The 16,197-nt window shown below is 28.2% G+C and carries 19 protein-coding genes; 15 read left to right on the plus strand and 4 right to left on the minus strand.

The annotated features are described in order from the left end of the window. On the minus strand, window positions 1-251 hold a 251-nt coding region (locus ACLVEP_RS08380), incomplete at its 3' end, for a hypothetical protein (protein ID WP_412584149.1). Window positions 252-519: 268 nt separating this feature from the next. On the opposite strand from ACLVEP_RS08380, the gene ACLVEP_RS08385 reads away from it, so the two are divergent. The 8 genes from ACLVEP_RS08385 to ACLVEP_RS08420 all read left to right on the plus strand — a co-directional run bounded on the left by ACLVEP_RS08385 (window position 520) and on the right by ACLVEP_RS08420 (window position 7,854). After that, window positions 520-960 carry an Hsp20/alpha crystallin family protein gene (locus tag ACLVEP_RS08385; protein WP_412584151.1) on the plus strand — a complete coding sequence of 147 codons (441 nt, stop codon included), beginning with the start codon at window positions 520-522 and terminating at the stop codon, window positions 958-960. Window positions 961-1,219: 259 nt separating this feature from the next. Continuing rightward, a complete protein-coding gene (locus tag ACLVEP_RS08390; protein ID WP_317999779.1) occupies window positions 1,220-1,978 on the plus strand; it encodes a TatD family hydrolase in 759 nt (252 codons plus the stop codon). Window positions 1,979-1,989: 11 nt separating this feature from the next. Then, the gene (locus tag ACLVEP_RS08395; protein ID WP_412584153.1) at window positions 1,990-2,919 is read left to right on the plus strand and encodes a G5 domain-containing protein; all 930 of its coding nucleotides are present in this window, start codon (window positions 1,990-1,992) and stop codon (window positions 2,917-2,919) included. A 34-nt stretch (window positions 2,920-2,953) separates the two neighbouring features. Further along, window positions 2,954-3,583 (plus strand): RpiB/LacA/LacB family sugar-phosphate isomerase, encoded by a 630-nt coding sequence (locus tag ACLVEP_RS08400; protein WP_412584155.1) that lies wholly within the window; start codon window positions 2,954-2,956, stop codon window positions 3,581-3,583. Between the two features lie 114 nt (window positions 3,584-3,697). Then, the gene (gene mnmG, locus ACLVEP_RS08405; RefSeq protein WP_412584158.1) at window positions 3,698-5,560 is read left to right on the plus strand and encodes a tRNA uridine-5-carboxymethylaminomethyl(34) synthesis enzyme MnmG; all 1,863 of its coding nucleotides are present in this window, start codon (window positions 3,698-3,700) and stop codon (window positions 5,558-5,560) included. A gap of 2 nt (window positions 5,561-5,562) precedes the next feature. After that, window positions 5,563-6,267, plus strand: coding sequence for a 16S rRNA (guanine(527)-N(7))-methyltransferase RsmG (rsmG, locus tag ACLVEP_RS08410; protein WP_412584160.1), 705 nt, complete (start codon window positions 5,563-5,565; stop codon window positions 6,265-6,267). Between the two features lie 9 nt (window positions 6,268-6,276). After that, window positions 6,277-7,050, plus strand: a complete 774-nt coding sequence (gene noc, locus ACLVEP_RS08415) for a nucleoid occlusion protein (RefSeq protein WP_412584161.1) — start codon at window positions 6,277-6,279, stop codon at window positions 7,048-7,050. Between the two features lie 9 nt (window positions 7,051-7,059). Beyond that, window positions 7,060-7,854: an HAD family hydrolase gene (locus tag ACLVEP_RS08420; RefSeq protein ID WP_412584163.1), complete on the plus strand. Its 795-nt coding sequence runs from the start codon at window positions 7,060-7,062 to the stop codon at window positions 7,852-7,854. A 53-nt stretch (window positions 7,855-7,907) separates the two neighbouring features. Here ACLVEP_RS08420 and ACLVEP_RS08425 read toward each other — a convergent pair whose 3' ends face one another. Together ACLVEP_RS08425 and ACLVEP_RS08430 are read right to left on the minus strand one after the other, a co-directional pair. Then, window positions 7,908-9,215, minus strand: a complete 1,308-nt coding sequence (locus tag ACLVEP_RS08425; protein ID WP_412584165.1) for an MATE family efflux transporter — start codon at window positions 9,213-9,215, stop codon at window positions 7,908-7,910. Between the two features lie 72 nt (window positions 9,216-9,287). Further along, window positions 9,288-10,079 carry a MerR family transcriptional regulator gene (locus ACLVEP_RS08430; protein WP_412584167.1) on the minus strand — a complete coding sequence of 264 codons (792 nt, stop codon included), beginning with the start codon at window positions 10,077-10,079 and terminating at the stop codon, window positions 9,288-9,290. Window positions 10,080-10,180: 101 nt separating this feature from the next. Here ACLVEP_RS08430 and ACLVEP_RS08435 point away from each other — a divergent pair, with 101 nt between their 5' ends. The 5 genes from ACLVEP_RS08435 to ACLVEP_RS08455 all read left to right on the plus strand — a co-directional run bounded on the left by ACLVEP_RS08435 (window position 10,181) and on the right by ACLVEP_RS08455 (window position 14,580). After that, complete coding sequence (locus ACLVEP_RS08435) at window positions 10,181-11,503, plus strand: glycoside hydrolase family 32 protein (protein WP_412584169.1); 1,323 nt, start codon at window positions 10,181-10,183, stop codon at window positions 11,501-11,503. Continuing rightward, window positions 11,487-11,792, plus strand: a complete 306-nt coding sequence (locus ACLVEP_RS08440; RefSeq protein WP_412584172.1) for a cysteine-rich small domain-containing protein — start codon at window positions 11,487-11,489, stop codon at window positions 11,790-11,792. Before ACLVEP_RS08435 ends, ACLVEP_RS08440 begins: the two co-directional genes overlap by 17 nt. 37 nt (window positions 11,793-11,829) lie before the next feature. Continuing rightward, a complete protein-coding gene (locus tag ACLVEP_RS08445) occupies window positions 11,830-13,164 on the plus strand; it encodes an MATE family efflux transporter (protein ID WP_412584174.1) in 1,335 nt (444 codons plus the stop codon). 118 nt (window positions 13,165-13,282) lie between these two features. Then, window positions 13,283-14,059 (plus strand): Cof-type HAD-IIB family hydrolase, encoded by a 777-nt coding sequence (locus tag ACLVEP_RS08450; protein ID WP_032091158.1) that lies wholly within the window; start codon window positions 13,283-13,285, stop codon window positions 14,057-14,059. A gap of 11 nt (window positions 14,060-14,070) precedes the next feature. Continuing rightward, a complete protein-coding gene (locus ACLVEP_RS08455) occupies window positions 14,071-14,580 on the plus strand; it encodes a pyridoxamine 5'-phosphate oxidase family protein (RefSeq protein ID WP_412584176.1) in 510 nt (169 codons plus the stop codon). A 22-nt stretch (window positions 14,581-14,602) separates the two neighbouring features. Here the strand turns inward: ACLVEP_RS08455 and ACLVEP_RS08460 are convergent, their stop codons facing one another. Next, window positions 14,603-15,250 (minus strand): cyclic nucleotide-binding domain-containing protein, encoded by a 648-nt coding sequence (locus ACLVEP_RS08460; RefSeq protein ID WP_412584178.1) that lies wholly within the window; start codon window positions 15,248-15,250, stop codon window positions 14,603-14,605. Between the two features lie 81 nt (window positions 15,251-15,331). On the opposite strand from ACLVEP_RS08460, the gene ACLVEP_RS08465 reads away from it, so the two are divergent. Both ACLVEP_RS08465 and ACLVEP_RS08470 read left to right on the plus strand, forming a co-directional pair. Beyond that, window positions 15,332-15,751, plus strand: coding sequence for a DMT family transporter (locus tag ACLVEP_RS08465; protein WP_022000803.1), 420 nt, complete (start codon window positions 15,332-15,334; stop codon window positions 15,749-15,751). Then, on the plus strand, window positions 15,748-16,185 hold the full coding sequence (locus ACLVEP_RS08470) for a DMT family transporter (protein ID WP_147579783.1): 438 nt from the start codon (window positions 15,748-15,750) through the stop codon (window positions 16,183-16,185). The genes ACLVEP_RS08465 and ACLVEP_RS08470 overlap by 4 nt, the downstream gene beginning before the upstream one ends. The last annotated feature ends 12 nt before the right edge of the window (window positions 16,186-16,197 follow it).

The following is a 16,197-nucleotide window of genomic DNA, read 5'->3' on the forward strand; positions in this document are numbered from 1 at the left end:
ATTTTATTTTGCAGTTTTATTTTGTTTTTAGATGTATTCAGTTTGCGGTTTAACAGTCGACAACCATAAATAATAAAAAGGATGGACATAATAAGGGTAAGGAGTGTTAGTTTATTAAAAAACATTATAATCATCGCTAGACCTAACCCAGCAATAGAAAAGCCATATCCAAGAGAAATAAACCAAACGAATTTTTTGAAGCCAATAGAACTGATCAACATGGCAATAATAAATAAAATTAAAAATTTCATAACATATTCTTCTTTCTTTTAATAAGTTTTGTTAAATGCACATAGGGCATTGATATAATTATACAGTTGCTGATAAGAAAATACAATGATATGATTTTTATAAAAAAATATATTTTAGCACTCAAATGTTGACAGTGCTAAAAGTAAGAACTATAATGTATTTAGAAATTAGGAAAGGTATAAAAAAAGAACCTAGTTTCAAGAGTTAACACCGCTTGAAGTAACGATGCTAATGACTAAGCATTTATATTGAAAGGGGAAATGACTTATGATGGTGCCTAGCTTATTTACAGAAAACTTATTTGATGATTTCTTTAATGATTTTGATGAAGACTTCTTTGGAAAGAAAAATCCATTGTATGGAAAACATGCAAGAAACATGATGAAGACAGATGTCAGAGAAACAGATACGACATATGAAGTAGATATTGATTTACCAGGTTTCAAGAAAGAAGATATCAATGTCAACTATGAAAATGGATATTTGACAATTTCAACAAGTAAAGGCTTGGATAAAGATGAAAAAGACAAAGATGGACGTTATATCCGTCAAGAAAGATATGTTGGAAATATGACACGAAGTTTCTATTTGGGAGATATTCCAAAAGAAGATATCAAAGCTAAATATGAAGGTGGAGTACTTCGTTTATCAGTTCCTAAATCTGATATGAAACAAATTGAAAATACTTCTACAATAAGTATTGAATAATATTAAATGAGAAATCCTACGGGATTTCTTTTTTTTGTATCATAAATTTAAAAAGTGGGCATATATTATAATGAGCATATCATAAAATACCATATTTATAAGCATATATTTGTTTAAATCCTAAAAAATGACAAGATATCTTTTTGTTCATTCAAAAAAACGTTGATAAAAAGGAGAAAAAATATTTTTAAAAGCATGTATTTTTTTAGAAATTTGACAAAACAGTGATATTTTGTTAGTATTCACCGGGGTGAGATTTATGTACTTTGATACACATTGTCATTTAAATAGTGAACAATTATATGAAAACAGAGATGAATTTATTAAGCATGCTTTAGACAATCATGTAGAAATGATGGTTGTTGTAGGGTATGATCTTGAGTCTTCCAAAAAGGCAGTTGAAATTGCTAAAGAGCATTCCTTTATCTATGCTGCTGTAGGTATTGGACCTAATGACTGTTTAAACACAACTACTCAAGATTTACAAATCATCGATGAGTACTTAAATGAACCAAAGGTCGTAGCACTTGGTGAAATCGGATTGGATTATTATTGGGATGATGTTCCTAGCGATAAACAAAAAGAAATTTTTCAACAACAAGTTGATCTTGCTAAAAAACATCAAAAACCAATTATTATTCATTGCAGAGATGCTTATGAAGATACTTATGAAGTGCTTAAAAGAAATGGACATCCAGGAATTATGCATTGTTATAGTGGATCAGTGGAAATGGCTAAAAGATTTATTGATTTAGGTTTTTATATTTCTTTAGCTGGACCAGTCACTTTTAAAAATGCAAGAGTTCCTAAAGATGTGGCAGAAAAAATAGGTTTAGAGCATTTATTAATTGAAACCGACTGTCCTTATTTAACACCACATCCATATCGTGGAAGCTTAAATGAGCCTGCAAATGTTGTGTATATTGCCCAGGAAATAGCGAAGCTAAAGAACATGGAGATAGAAAGCGTTGCAAGTCAGACAACGTTTAATGCTAAAAAAGTATTTGGCATTAAATAGGAGGAAAATTAATGAAAACAATTAAACAAATCATTTCAGATGCAGACCCCCGACTGAAAGGGGTATTAGTGATTATGATTGTCTATGTGATGGTTATGGCTACAACTGTTACATCAGGCGCAACTCAAGAAATTAAAGGTTATAAAGAAACCATTGAAATTCAGTATCAAGATGGTGGTCAAGAAGCTAAAGATTATTTAGTTAGACAAGATACTGTAAAAAATGTATTAAAAGAATTAGATGTAAATTTAAATGCAAAAGATACAGTTAATAAAGATATGGCTTATATTGTACAAAGTAAAGATTTACTTCTAGTCAATCGTATTAGTGAAGAAGAAGTTAAAGAAGTACAATATGTAGCTTCTCAAACAGTTCAAACAACTGGTTTACATTTATTTACAACAGAAGTTGTTCAACAAGGACAACGAGGACAAATTAATAATAAAGTGAAAGTCACTTACGAAAATGGTAAAATTGTCAAAAAAGAATTGTTATCAAGTGAAGTTGTAACTGAAAAAACAGATACGATTATTGCACATGGTACAGTTCAACCTGGGGCTTATTTTACTGGAAAACTGACAACTTATGGTGGCGATTGTGCAGGAGGAAATGGAACTTCATCATCAGGAATTTCTTTATCACCAACAACTGGTGTTAAAGGAAGTCATAGTGCAAAGTTAAGTTATAATGGTGGAAGTTATTATTGTTTAGCAGCAGATCCATCTATTCCTTTTGGAACAATTATTAAGATTACAAATCACAACTTAGGTATTGAATCAACAGCGTATGGTATTGTTGTTGATAGAGGTGGAGCTATTAAGAAAAATCATATTGATATTTTTAATGGAACAGAAGCTGGTAAATACTTTAAAGGTGGTACATCCAATAATACGCAATTTGAAATCGTATCTGTTGGTAGTGGCAAGAATTTTTGGAAATAGATGACAAGTATATCTCGAAGGAGGTATACTTTTTTTGTGGGGTGATGATATGAAAATAGGTGTTATTCAAGCTTCGTCACAAATAGAAAAAAATACTATTTTATATGAGTGTACAAAAGATTATGGGGAAGTTATCAATTTTGGTTGTTTTGAAGATGAAGAAAATTATTCTTATGTTGAAATTGCTTTAGAAATTTGTTTGCTTATTTCAAGTCAAGCAGTAGATTTTATAGTGACAGGATGTTCTTCAGGACAAGGAATGATGATTGCTTGTAATAGTCTACCAAATTTAATTTGTGGATATTTGCCAACACCACAGGATGCATATTTATTTGGAAGAATCAATGATGGTAATGTAGCTTCTTTACCGTTAGGACTTAACTATGGATGGGCTGGTGAAATTAATTTAAAAGCAACCCTCCAACAATTGTTTGAAGAACCTTTTGGGATAGGGTATCCTTTAAAAGATGCCAAACGAAAAATAGAAGATACAAAGAAAATAAAAGCATTAAATCAACTATGTAAAAAAGATATTATTGAATTTTTAGATGAAGTAGATGATCAATTGATGATAAAAGTTTTATCTAAAAAGAATGTGATAGATTATATTTTGGAACAAGGAAAAGAACAAAGAATAAAACAGTGGATTTTAAACAGGAGGTAATCCTGTTTTTTTATGAAAAAAGAGTGATAAAACGTACGAAACTCATCTTTTTTCCTCGTCAAAAAAGCAATGTTGGTGTACAATGGAAAAGAATTGAAAGGGAGTGTAAGTGATATGTATGACGTAATAGTTGTCGGAGGGGGACATGCTGGAATTGAAGCCAGTTTAGCACCTTCAAGAATGGGATTAAAAACATTACTTGTCACATCAAATATAAATAATATTGGGTCTATGCCATGTAATACTTCTATTGGTGGACCTGCTAAAGGAATCATTGTAAGAGAAATTGATGCTCTTGGTGGACAAATGTCTAAAACTGCAGATAAGACTTACTTACAAATGAAAATGTTAAATACAGCTAAAGGACCAGGAGTCCAATCTTTAAGAGCACAAGCTGATAAGAAAGCATATCCTCGTTATATGCAAAAAGTTGTTAAAGAACAAGAAAATCTAGATTTAATTGAAGGTATGGTTGAAGATCTCGTTATTGAAGACCAAACTGTTAAAGGGGTTATTCTTGATGATGGAACAACTTATTTATCTAAAACTGTTATTCTAACAACAGGAACTTATTTAAAAGCAGAAATTCTTGTGGGACATAGTAAACATGCTAGTGGACCTGATCAACAAAAAGAATCTAAATTCTTATCTGAAAAATTAAAAGAATGTGGATTTAGAATTCAAAGATTAAAAACAGGAACACCACCACGTGTTGAAATTAATAGTATTGATTATTCTAAAACATCATTACAACCAGGAACAGATGCAAAACTAGCATTTAGTTTTACCACAGATGAATATGTTCCTATTGAAAAACAAACACCATGTTATCTAACTTATACAAATGAAACAACACATAAAATCATTCATGATAATCTAGAAAAATGTGCGATGTATAGTGGACTTGTTAAAGGAATTGGACCACGTTATTGTCCATCAATTGAAGATAAAGTTGTTAAATTCTCAGATAAACCACAACATCAAATCTTCCTAGAACCCGAATCAAAAGAAATGAATTCAATCTATGTACAAGGTTTTTCAACATCAATGCCACATGATATCCAAGAACAAATGATTCGTACTTTACCAGGATTAGAAAACTGTAAAATCTTAAAATATGCTTATGCGATTGAATATGATGCGATTGATCCATTACAATTATGGCCATCATTAGAAACAAAAGTGATTAAAAACTTATTTACAGCTGGACAAATCAATGGAACAAGTGGTTATGAAGAAGCTGCTGGACAAGGATTAATGGCAGGAATCAATGCAACTCTTAAAGTAAGAAATGAAGCTCCTCTTGTTTTAAAAAGAGATGAAGCTTATATTGGGGTCATGATTGATGATTTAGTTACTAAAGGAACAAAAGAACCTTATCGTATGCTTACATCAAGAGCGGAATATCGTTTATTAATTAGACATGATAATGCTGATGAAAGATTATATGATTATAGTCATCAAATTGGTTTAGTTAAAGATGAAGAATATCAAAGATATCAAAATAAAATGAAAGGAATCTATGATGAAATAGAACGCTTAAGTACTATTCGTTTTACACCAAAAGATGATATCAATGAAATGCTTGAACAAAACAATTCTTCACATTTAAAAGAAGGTGTTTCTGCAAAAGAACTTATTACTAGACCAGAAATCACTTATGATATGATGTTACCTTATATTGATGCACCTGAATTAAGTGATGAACAAAGAAGAAGAATTACAATTTTAATTAAATATGCAGGATATATTGAAAAAGCAAAAAGACAAGCACAAAAACAAATTAAAATGGAAGAAAAACATATTCCAGAAGATATTGATTATGAAGATGTAAAAAATCTTGCTTTAGAAGCAAAACAAAAATTGTCAGAAATTAGACCACTTACAATTGGTCAAGCTTCTCGTATATCAGGAATTAATCCTGCAGATATTTCAGTTTTATTGATTTATTTAAAACAAAAATATAACGGAGAATAATAATGAATGAATTAGAATTTCAAAATATACTTAAAGAAAAAGGAATCGAAGTAAGTGAACATCAACTTCAACAGTTTCAAAAATATTATGAAATATTAGTTGAATGGAATGAAAAAATGAATCTTACAGCAATAACTGATAAAGAAGATGTTTATTTAAAACATTTCTATGATTCAATTACTATTGCTTTTGATTTTGATTTCAATGATCAAACATTAATTGATGTAGGAGCAGGAGCTGGTTTTCCCTCAGTTCCTTTAAAAATTCTTTATCCAAATTTAAAAATTACAATCGTTGATTCCTTAAATAAAAGAATTACTTTCTTAAATCATTTATTTAAAGAATTAGAATTAGATAACTGTCAAGCATTGGCTGCACGTGCAGAAGAATACGCTAAAGATCATCGTGAAAGTGTTGATATCGTGATGGCAAGAGCAGTAGCACGTTTAAATATCTTAGATGAACTTTGTTTACCACTTGTTAAAAAGAATGGTTATTTCTTATCTTTAAAAGGAAGACAAGCACCAGAAGAAGTCAAAGAAGCTAAAAAAGGTATTCAATTATTAGGTGGACAAATAGAAAGTACACATGATTTTACACTTGCAAATCATGATGATTTTAGAAGTAATATTATTATTAAAAAAGTAAAAGAAACACCAAAGAAGTATCCAAGAATGTTTTCTAAAATAAAAAAGAGTCCATTGTAGGAGGGTATCATGTTTAATAATAAATTAAAAAATATAGATATTAATAAAATACAAGCAAATGAGAATCAGCCAAGAACTGTTTTTAATGAAGAAAAAATTGAAGAATTAGCTGCTTCTATTAAAGAAAATGGTTTAATACAACCTATAGTTGTAAGAAAAGTAAATGGAATTTACCAAATTATTGCAGGTGAAAGAAGATATCGTGCTTGTTGTTCTTTAAATATGAAACAAGTACCATGTATTATTGAAGATTATGATGATAAGCAAACACAAACACTTGCTATTATTGAAAATATTCAAAGAGAAGACTTATCACCATTAGAAGAAGCAAAAGCTTATCAAGCTTTAATTAAAGAATATGGTTATAGTCAAACAGAGCTTGCAGATATTGTTGGTAAAAAACAATCAACGATTGCTAATAAATTAAGATTATTAAAATTAAGTGATGATGTTCAATTTTCTTTAAATCAAAAACAAATAACAGAAAGACATGCTAGAGCAATGCTTTCTTTAAATGAAGAAAAACAACAAGAAGTTTTAAGAGAAGTTTTAAAGAAAAAACTAACAGTCGCTGATACTGAAAAATTAATCAAAAAAGAACCAAAACCTAAAAAGAAAAAAGCAGAAGTTGATGTTAAAAAAACAGTTTCAAGAAATGTAAAAATTGCTTTAAATACATTACAACAAGCAATTAGTATGATTGAAAAAACAGGAACAAATTTACAACAAGAAACAGAAGATTTAGAAGATGAATATGTAATTACGATTAGAATACATAAATAGAGGTTTAAAATGAAGTTACTAGCAACAGATATGGATGGAACATTTCTAAGAGATGATAAATCTTATAGCGATGAATTTAATGATTTATATAAACAAATGTTAAAACAAGATATACAATTTGTGATTGCTTCAGGTAATCAATATGAAGCACTAGCCTGTAAATTTGATGAAGAAATCAAAAATGATCTTTATTATCTTTGTGAAAATGGTACAAAGATAGTTTATCAAGGGAAAACACTTTATAAAAAAGCTTTAGAAAAGCAAGATGCTCAAGAAGTTCTAGATATTTTAAAAGTAGATCAAGAATGTATGCTTGTTGTTTCTGGAGATAAACATGCATATATTTCTAAAAATTTTGAAAATAAAAAAGATTTTATTTCATTATTTATGAAAAATGTTCAATTTGTAGAAAGTTATGATGATATTGATGATGACATCTTGAAGTTTTCAATTGCTAGTTTTGATGATCAAATGGAACAAAGAATTGAAAAAATTCAAAAACAATTAAAACCACATCTTAAATTAGTAACAACTGGGAATGTTTGGTTTGATATTTTTTATAAAGATGTTAATAAAGGAACAACATTAACGCATCTTTTAGAAATTTTAAATATTAAACCAGAAGAAGCAGGAGCCTTTGGTGATCAAATGAATGATTATGAAATGTTACAAACTGTAAAATATGGTTATGCTATGGCTAATGCGATGCCACCTGTTAAAGAGGTTGCTTATCAAGTGATTGATAGTAATGAAAATGATGGGGTTATTTTAAAAATAAAAGAAATCTTAAAAGGTAACTATTAATAAAAATAAAGTGAACTATTTTGTGATTAATCAACAAGTAGTTCACTTTGTTTTTATAATTCTTTGTTAAAAATATATTTTTTTAAAATGAATAGGGTGAGAATAAAAATAATTATTTCAGCAATTCCTACAGTAAACCAAATAATTGATGCCCCTAATAGTTTTGGTAAAAATAAAATGATAAATGGTAATACAATAAATCCTCTTATGAAATTTATAATTGTGGCTTCTTTTGCATTTTTTATAGAGTAAAGATACGATGATATTAAAACATTAAAAGAAATAGGAATAAATGCCCATGAATATTGAGATATGACATTTAATACTGTACTTAAAGTTTTAATATCCGCACCAAATAAAATACTTGCCTGTTTACCAAATAGAATAACAAGAATATACACTAAAAGACTTCCTACAAGCCCTATAATGATTCCAGCCTTTAAATAGTATTTTAAATCCTTTTCATTTTTCTTACCATAAGTTTGTCCAAATAATGGTTGAAAACCTTGAGCATTTCCTAAAAATATTGCATAAGCAAAAGAAGAAATATAAGAAATAACAGAATAAGCATTGACTGCATTATTTCCAAGATAAGCAAAGAGTACGTGATTCATACAAATAATGGTGATGGGTGTCGCAAATTCGCTTATTGCTTCTGGCAACCCTTGCATAGAAAGTTCTTTTATAAGTTCCTTATTTATATTGAACTTTCCAAAATATAAATTTCCTTTTTTCATTAAGAAATAAATAGTTAATATAATAAACCCAGTTGTTTGTGAAATTCCTGTCGCAATAGCAGCTCCAGCAATACCCATGTGCAATGGAAAGATGAATAACCAATCTAAAAAGATATTTAATAGTGTTGTAAAAATGACAGAGAAGCTAACTAATACAGGTGCATTATCATTTCTACCAAAACCCTGTAATGTCATAAATAAACCAGAAGGAATAGTAAATACGCTATACCAAAACACATAGTCTGAACACATTTTTATATAGTTTCCTTTAGCCCCTAATAATAAGACAAGTTGATGAGTAAATAAGATACCCATAGTAGAAAATATTAAAGAAATAAGTAATGTTGCAATCAATGAATGCATAAAAACTGCATTTGCTTTTTCTTTTTGCTTGTTTCCTAGAAATATAGCAGTTAGAGTAATTCCTCCCATAGTTGTAAACATAAATAAAGCTCCAATGATCATAGTAAAAGGAAGTGCTAAATTAACAGCTCCTAAAGCATTAGAACCTACACCATTTCCGACAAATATCCCATCCACTATTGTAAATAAAAAAAAAGCACACTGACTTAATATTGTAGGAAAAACAAATTTTAAAATCTGTTTATTTTTTTCTTGTTCCATATAAAAAACTCCTTTCATTAAGTATTCTATTCTCTCCTATGATGGGAGGGTCAATACTTATAAAAAAGAAGTTTATTTATTTTCTAGTGAACAAGATAATTCATAGTCATATTCTCTAACTTGAAGATTACTGTCCCATAATTCAGTTTCAAAAACATATTTTTTATAATCTTTATTAAATAAATCCTTAAATTCTTCTTGAGCATTATCAATACTAGTTGTTTTTACTGATTTAGATAAATATTTTAGTTTAGGTATATAAATAACATTTTCATTATTTTGTTTATTTACTTTAGTTAATTCTATATAAGCATATTTATTTAGAGTCGTTTTATCATAAATATATAATTTACCAAGTTCATAACCTAATTGATGACCTGCATTTAAAGCTTTATTTTCAATGGTAATAAATAAGTTGTAAAACTTATGATTAGATATCTCTTGATTTAAAGGTATAGTATATAAATATTTTTCTTTTTTTATTATTTCAATACTTTTGTTTTGATATTGGTTAGAATGTTCAATTTTATTTTGATAGTATTCTATTTTGTTGATATTACTTCTAATACGTTCTATTTTTTTCTCTGCAAGCATTTTACCTTGTTTTAATAATTTATCATAATAGATTGTTGTTTTATCTTCACTCATAAATTGATCAAAATCTTTTAAAGGAATACCCACATCAATACATGTAGAAATAGCATCTAATATACCAAGTTGTTGATAAGAATAATAACGATAATTAGTTGCAGGATCAACATACATAGGTTTTAAGACACCAATTTTATCGTAATATCTTAATGATTTTATATGAACATTCGCAATTTTAGAAAATTCTCCAATACTTAACAAATTCTTATTCATAAATACCTCACTATTTATTAATATTTTATATTATTAGTATAGCATTATTTATAATAAAAAAGTAAATGATGCTATAATATAAAAAAACAAGGAGGAAGACTATGAAACCAAAATTACATTTTACAGCACCTTATCATTGGATCAATGATCCAAATGGACTTATTTATTATAAAGGAAACTATCATATCTTTTATCAACATTTCCCATATGATAATAAATGGGGAACAATGCATTGGGGGCATGCTATTACAAAAGATTTTGTCAATTTTGAACATCTTCCAATTGCTTTATATCCATCTAAAGATTTTGATAGAAATGGATGCTTTTCAGGATCAGCAATTGAAATCGATGGACAACTTTATCTCTATTATACAGCTATTAAATATGCAAAAGAAAATCCAAGTAATGTACACAATCAATACAGTGATGATGATTTAAGAGCCTCACAAGCACTCGTTGTAAGTAGTGATGGTATTCATTTTGATAATGTTAAAAATAAAAAACAAATTATTCCCATGATTCAAGAAGGATTTATTGGAGATTACCGTCATACTAGAGACCCTAAAGTATGGAAAAAACAAGATGGTAAATATGCTATGGTGATTGGTAGTAAAGTGGCTTATAAAGATGATTATTGTGGAAAAGCACTTTTCTATGAAAGTGAAGATGCTATTCATTTTAATTATAAAAATAGCTATCAAGAACCAACAATTGGAAACATGTGGGAATGTCCAGATGTCTTTAAAATCAATGATCAATTCTTTATGATTTTCTCACCAGAAAATACTGATCAACCACCAAAACCCAATAGTAATGCACGTTATATGCCTATTGATTTTGACGAAGATACACTTACTATTAAATCTCATGGAGATTGGCCTTATCTTGATCATGGATTAGATTTCTATGCGCCACAAACATTCTTATCAAAAGATAATGAAAGACTTTTACTTGGTTGGCTTAGAATGAGAGAACCTGTTCAAGGAGAAGAATGGATTGGAATGTTTATCATGCCAAGAATTCTACATGAAAAAGATGGAAAGATTATTCAAGAGTTATATCCTGAAATTAAAAATTCATTTAATCAAGAAGTTCAAGAAATTTCATTTGAACAACCATTTCAATTAAAAACAACTCTTAATAAAGAAAGTTCTTTAAATTTAGGTGGATTTAAAATTGATATCCAAGATGATTGTTTACATTTAAATAGAGAAGAAGTTTCTATTCAAGCTAATAAAGTATGCAATGATGTTGTTTCACCAAAATTAGAAGGAAATTATGATCTTGAAATTTATTATGATCATCATGTTTTTGAAATCTATATTAATGGTGGAGAGTATGTGATGTCACAAGTTGTTTATGATTTAAATGATCAAGTTGTTATTCAAAACACAGAGTATAAAGTCTATGTCAGATCATTATAAATTCTTCAGTCATAAACAATGTGAATATTATCCATGTCATCAATTAGATGAAATTAATTGTTTGTTTTGTTATTGTCCATTATATATTTTAAAAGATTGTAATGGTCATTATAAAATGATTGGAAATATTAAAGATTGTAGTGAATGTACTTTGCCTCATCAAAAAGAAAACTATGATTATATTATTTCTCGTTATCAAGATGTTATAAAAGCTTTTCAATTACTTGACAATAAAGATACAAATGATAAGATAGAAGCACCGGAGGGTATTGAAGACAATGCTGGATAAGGTTTAGACCTTATCCAGTTTTTTTTAGGAGGAAATTATGGAACAAAGACTTTTAAAAGAAAATGTGTTTAAAGTATTAATGATATTTGCATTACCATATATGTTTTCAAATTTATTACAAGTATTATATGGTTCAGCAGATATGTTTGTAGTTGGACAATTTGGACATACCTTTGATGTTTCAGGAGTTTCGATAGGAAGTCAAACGATGGCTTTAATTACAAATCTTGTTTTAGGACTTACGACAGGGGTTACGGTTTTATTAGGACAATATTTGGGAAGTAAATCGTATCGAGATTTATCGAAAACGATTGGTGGAGCTATTGTTTTATTTTTAATCATTGCTTTAGGTTTAACTTTTATCATGTTGTATTTTAATAATGAAATTACTCTTTTAATGAATACACCTAAAGAAGCCATTGAAGCTACTAAAAGCTATTTAAGTATCTGTTCAGCAGGGATTATCTTTATTGTCGGATATAATGTTGTCAGTAGTATTTTAAGAGGATTAGGGGATAGTAAAACACCTTTATTGTTTGTTTTTATTGCTTGTATCATTAATATTGTTGTTGATTTTGTTTTAGTAGGATATTTTCATTTGGGAGCTAAAGGTGCTGCCATTGCAACTGTATCAGCTCAAGGTTTATCTTTTCTCTTTGCATTAGTTTATTTATGTAAAAAAGGAATTGGTTATTCTTTTTATAAAGAAGATATTTGTTTTTCAAAATATATTCAAAAGATCATGAAAATTGGTTTTCCTTTAGGATTACAAAGTGTACTCGTTAATATTTCATTTTTAATTATTACGATTATTGTTAATCATATGGGATTAATTGCTTCTGCTTCTTTAGGAGTTGTTGAAAAATTAATGGAATTTTTAATGTTACCAGCGATTGCCTTAGGAAGTGCTTTAGCTTCTCTTATTGCTTTAAATGTAGGAGCTAAACAATATAAGCGTGCTAAACAAACTCTAAAGTATGCGATTATGATTTCTCTTGCCTTTGCTATTATTGTAACAACAATTTGTGAAATCGACGGGACACTACTTACTCGTATTTTTACCAATAATCAAGATGTTATAGATAATGGTGCACTTTATTTAAAAACTTATTCTATTGATTGTCTATTAACGAGTTTTCTATTTTGTTTCAATGGTTATTTAAATGGCTATGAAAAAACAGTTTTTACGATGATACATAGTTTAGTAGCTACATTTTTAGGAAGAATACCTTTAACATTGTTATTTTCTAAAATACCAAATGTAACACTTTTCCATATGGGAATTGCAGCACCATTATCTACAATGATTTCACTTATTATGATCTTTATTTATTTCAAGAAAACAAAATTTGATAATATTAAAGAGAGATAAGTTACATTATTACTTAGAAAAAAGAAATATTTTATTTTTTTGTAACAATATATCTTTTTTTATAAATTCTATTGCTTAGTTTATTTTGAATCTTTATGATTAAAGATAGGTGATGAAAATGATTAAAGCGATATTTTTAGATATTGATGGAACATTGATTTCAGGGAAAAGACCTTCTATAAAAAAAGAAGTGATTGAAGGATTAAAACAAGTAAGGAAAAAAGGAATTCAATTGTTTATAGCCAGTGGAAGACATATGTTAGAGCTAGAAGAATTAAAACTTGTTGAACAGTTTGAATTTGATGGCTATCTTTTATTAAATGGTGGCTATTGTACAATAGGTTCACAAATTATTTATGATAATAAAATACCTCAAGAGGATTTAAAAGAAATTGTAAAGATTGTAAAAGAAAATAATTATCCTTGTTTATTTATTGAAAGCAATCAAATGTATATTACTCATGTAAATCAAAGAGTCATAGATGCTCAAGCATCTATTTCAACAATGATTCCACCAATAAGTAATCAAATCAATATAGATAACATTTACCAAGTAGATCCTTATGTAGATGAAAAAGGAATAAAAGAAATTATAAAAAATACCAAACATGTCAAAGTCACAAAATGGCATGACTATGCTTATGATATTGTTCCCAAAACAGGTGGGAAAGCAGCGGCTATTCAAGCTGTTTCAAAACATTTTGGTTATCAAAAAGAAGAATTAATGGCTTTTGGTGATGGACATAATGATATTGAAATGTTAGATGTCGTAGGTTATCCTATTGTGATGGAAAATGGCAGTGATGAAGTAAAACAACATGCATGTTATATTTGTGATGATGTTGAAAAAGAAGGAATTTTAAAAGGATTAAAACATTTTAATCTTATTGACTAGGAGAAAAGAGTATGAGAAGAAAAGATAGAGAAATTACTGATTTTGATGAAATGATGAAAATTATTGCAAAGTGTGATACTTGTCGTTTAGCGCTGTTTGATGATGAATTTCCCTATATCATTCCTTTAAATTTTGGTACAGATATTGAAAATGGACAAATTTATCTATATTTCCATAGTGCCAAAGAAGGCACAAAACTTGATTTAATAAGAAAAAATAATAAAGTTACTTTTGAAATGGATTGTGAACATAATATTATTATGTATGATGAAAGAATGTCATGCACAATGGGTTATGAAAGTATTATTGGACATGGTATTGTAGAATTTGTCGAGGATAAAAATAAGATTGCTGCGTTAAAAATTTTAATGAGACATTATCATGAAGAAGAATTCAAATTCAATGAAAAAATGGCAAGTGCAACAGAAGTTTTCCGTGTAAAAGTATTAGACATGACAGGTAAACGAAGAGATAATATGCATCCTGAAGAAAAAGTAAAAAGACATATTACATTAGAGTAAAACCTTGGCATTGCCAAGGTTTTTAAAACTGATAAACATCTTCACCTAATAGATTTAAGGCATTTAAATTAATAATTTGATATGTTCCTCGTTTGATTTTCTTTATATATTTCTTATCTAAAAATAATTGAAGAATACGTTGGAGTTGACGATAACTACAACCTATCAATTCAGCAACGACTACAAAATTATCTTGAACAATAGAGTTTTTATGAGAAACAATAAAGTAAGCCGCTAATCTATTTTCAACTGGATAATTTAATGAAATAGACTGATTCTGAGTTGATTTAGAATGCTTGCTGGCAAGATTTTTTGCGATGGTTTTCATAAAGAAAACATCATTCATTAATATTTCATGATATTTAGAAAGGGAAATAGTTGCACAAATACAATCTTCATAAGCAATCACATTATTAATAATAGGAGATTGAGTGATAAATTCTAAATCACCAATAATAGAGTAGGGACTATTAAAACTGCATAACATACTATTTCCATTCGCATTAATATGGTTTACTTTCACTTTTCCTCTTAAAAGAATATAAATATAATTAAGCTTTTCACCTTGATGTAATAAATATTCGTCTTTATTTAATTTTTTAATTTCAATATATTGATAATTATCAACGTGAAGAATTTCTAATTTTTTTAATTCATTTAAATAATTCATCTAAATCACCATCACCAATATGACATATGTCGTATTTATAATCAAGTTCAATCACTATAATTCTTTCTGGAGGTGATCTTGATGGATTTTGTATTAGCCACATTATGTGGGATTATTGTAACGACAATGAATGTATTTAATGGGCAATTATCAGATTATACAGGGGTCTATTTATCAACAGTTATCATTCATTTAGTTGGTTTAGTTACTTTTTTAATTATTATGAAAATCAAAGATAAGAAAGTTTGTTTTAAAAAACAAATTCCTTTATATATGTATTGTGGAGGATGTATTGGGGTATTAACCGTTATTTTTAATGTTTTTGCGATTGGTAAGATAGGAGCTTCTTTAATGACAGCACTAGGATTATTAGGACAAATGATGACATCTTTGTTGTTAGAAAATAAGGGATGGCTAGCGACATCTATTCGAAAATTAAATATAGGAAAGATCATAGGATTAGCAGTTGTTTGTTTAGGAATAGGAGTGATGTTATTATGATTTCTATTATATTTTCTATTCTATCAGGAGTTACAATTGTTTTAAGCCGTAGTGTCAATGGGATGCTTTCTAAGAAAATGGGAGCTTATCAGGGAACGTTTTATAATTACTTTACAGGCTTTATAACAAGTTTGATTTTAATGCTTGTTTTGATGATTGTTGGTGTTCAACATATAAATATTTCTTTAGATAAAACGAATTTGATGATGTATTTAGGTGGAATCATAGGGGTTTTTAATATCTTGATTTTAAATATTATTGTTCCTAGAATATCACCTGTTATCCTTACTTTATTAAGCTTTATTGGACAACTTGTCAGTGGGATGGTGATTGATGCTTTTGTATATAACATGTTTTCTATTTCAAAGATTTTAGGATGTTTGATTGTTATTGCTGGTTTAGTGATTTATCAATTAAGTGAAGAAAAAGCATAAAAGAAGATCAGT

It is taken from the genome of Faecalibacillus sp. (genome assembly GCF_047023275.1).
Taxonomy (GTDB): Bacteria; Bacillota_I; Bacilli_A; order Erysipelotrichales; family Coprobacillaceae; genus Faecalibacillus.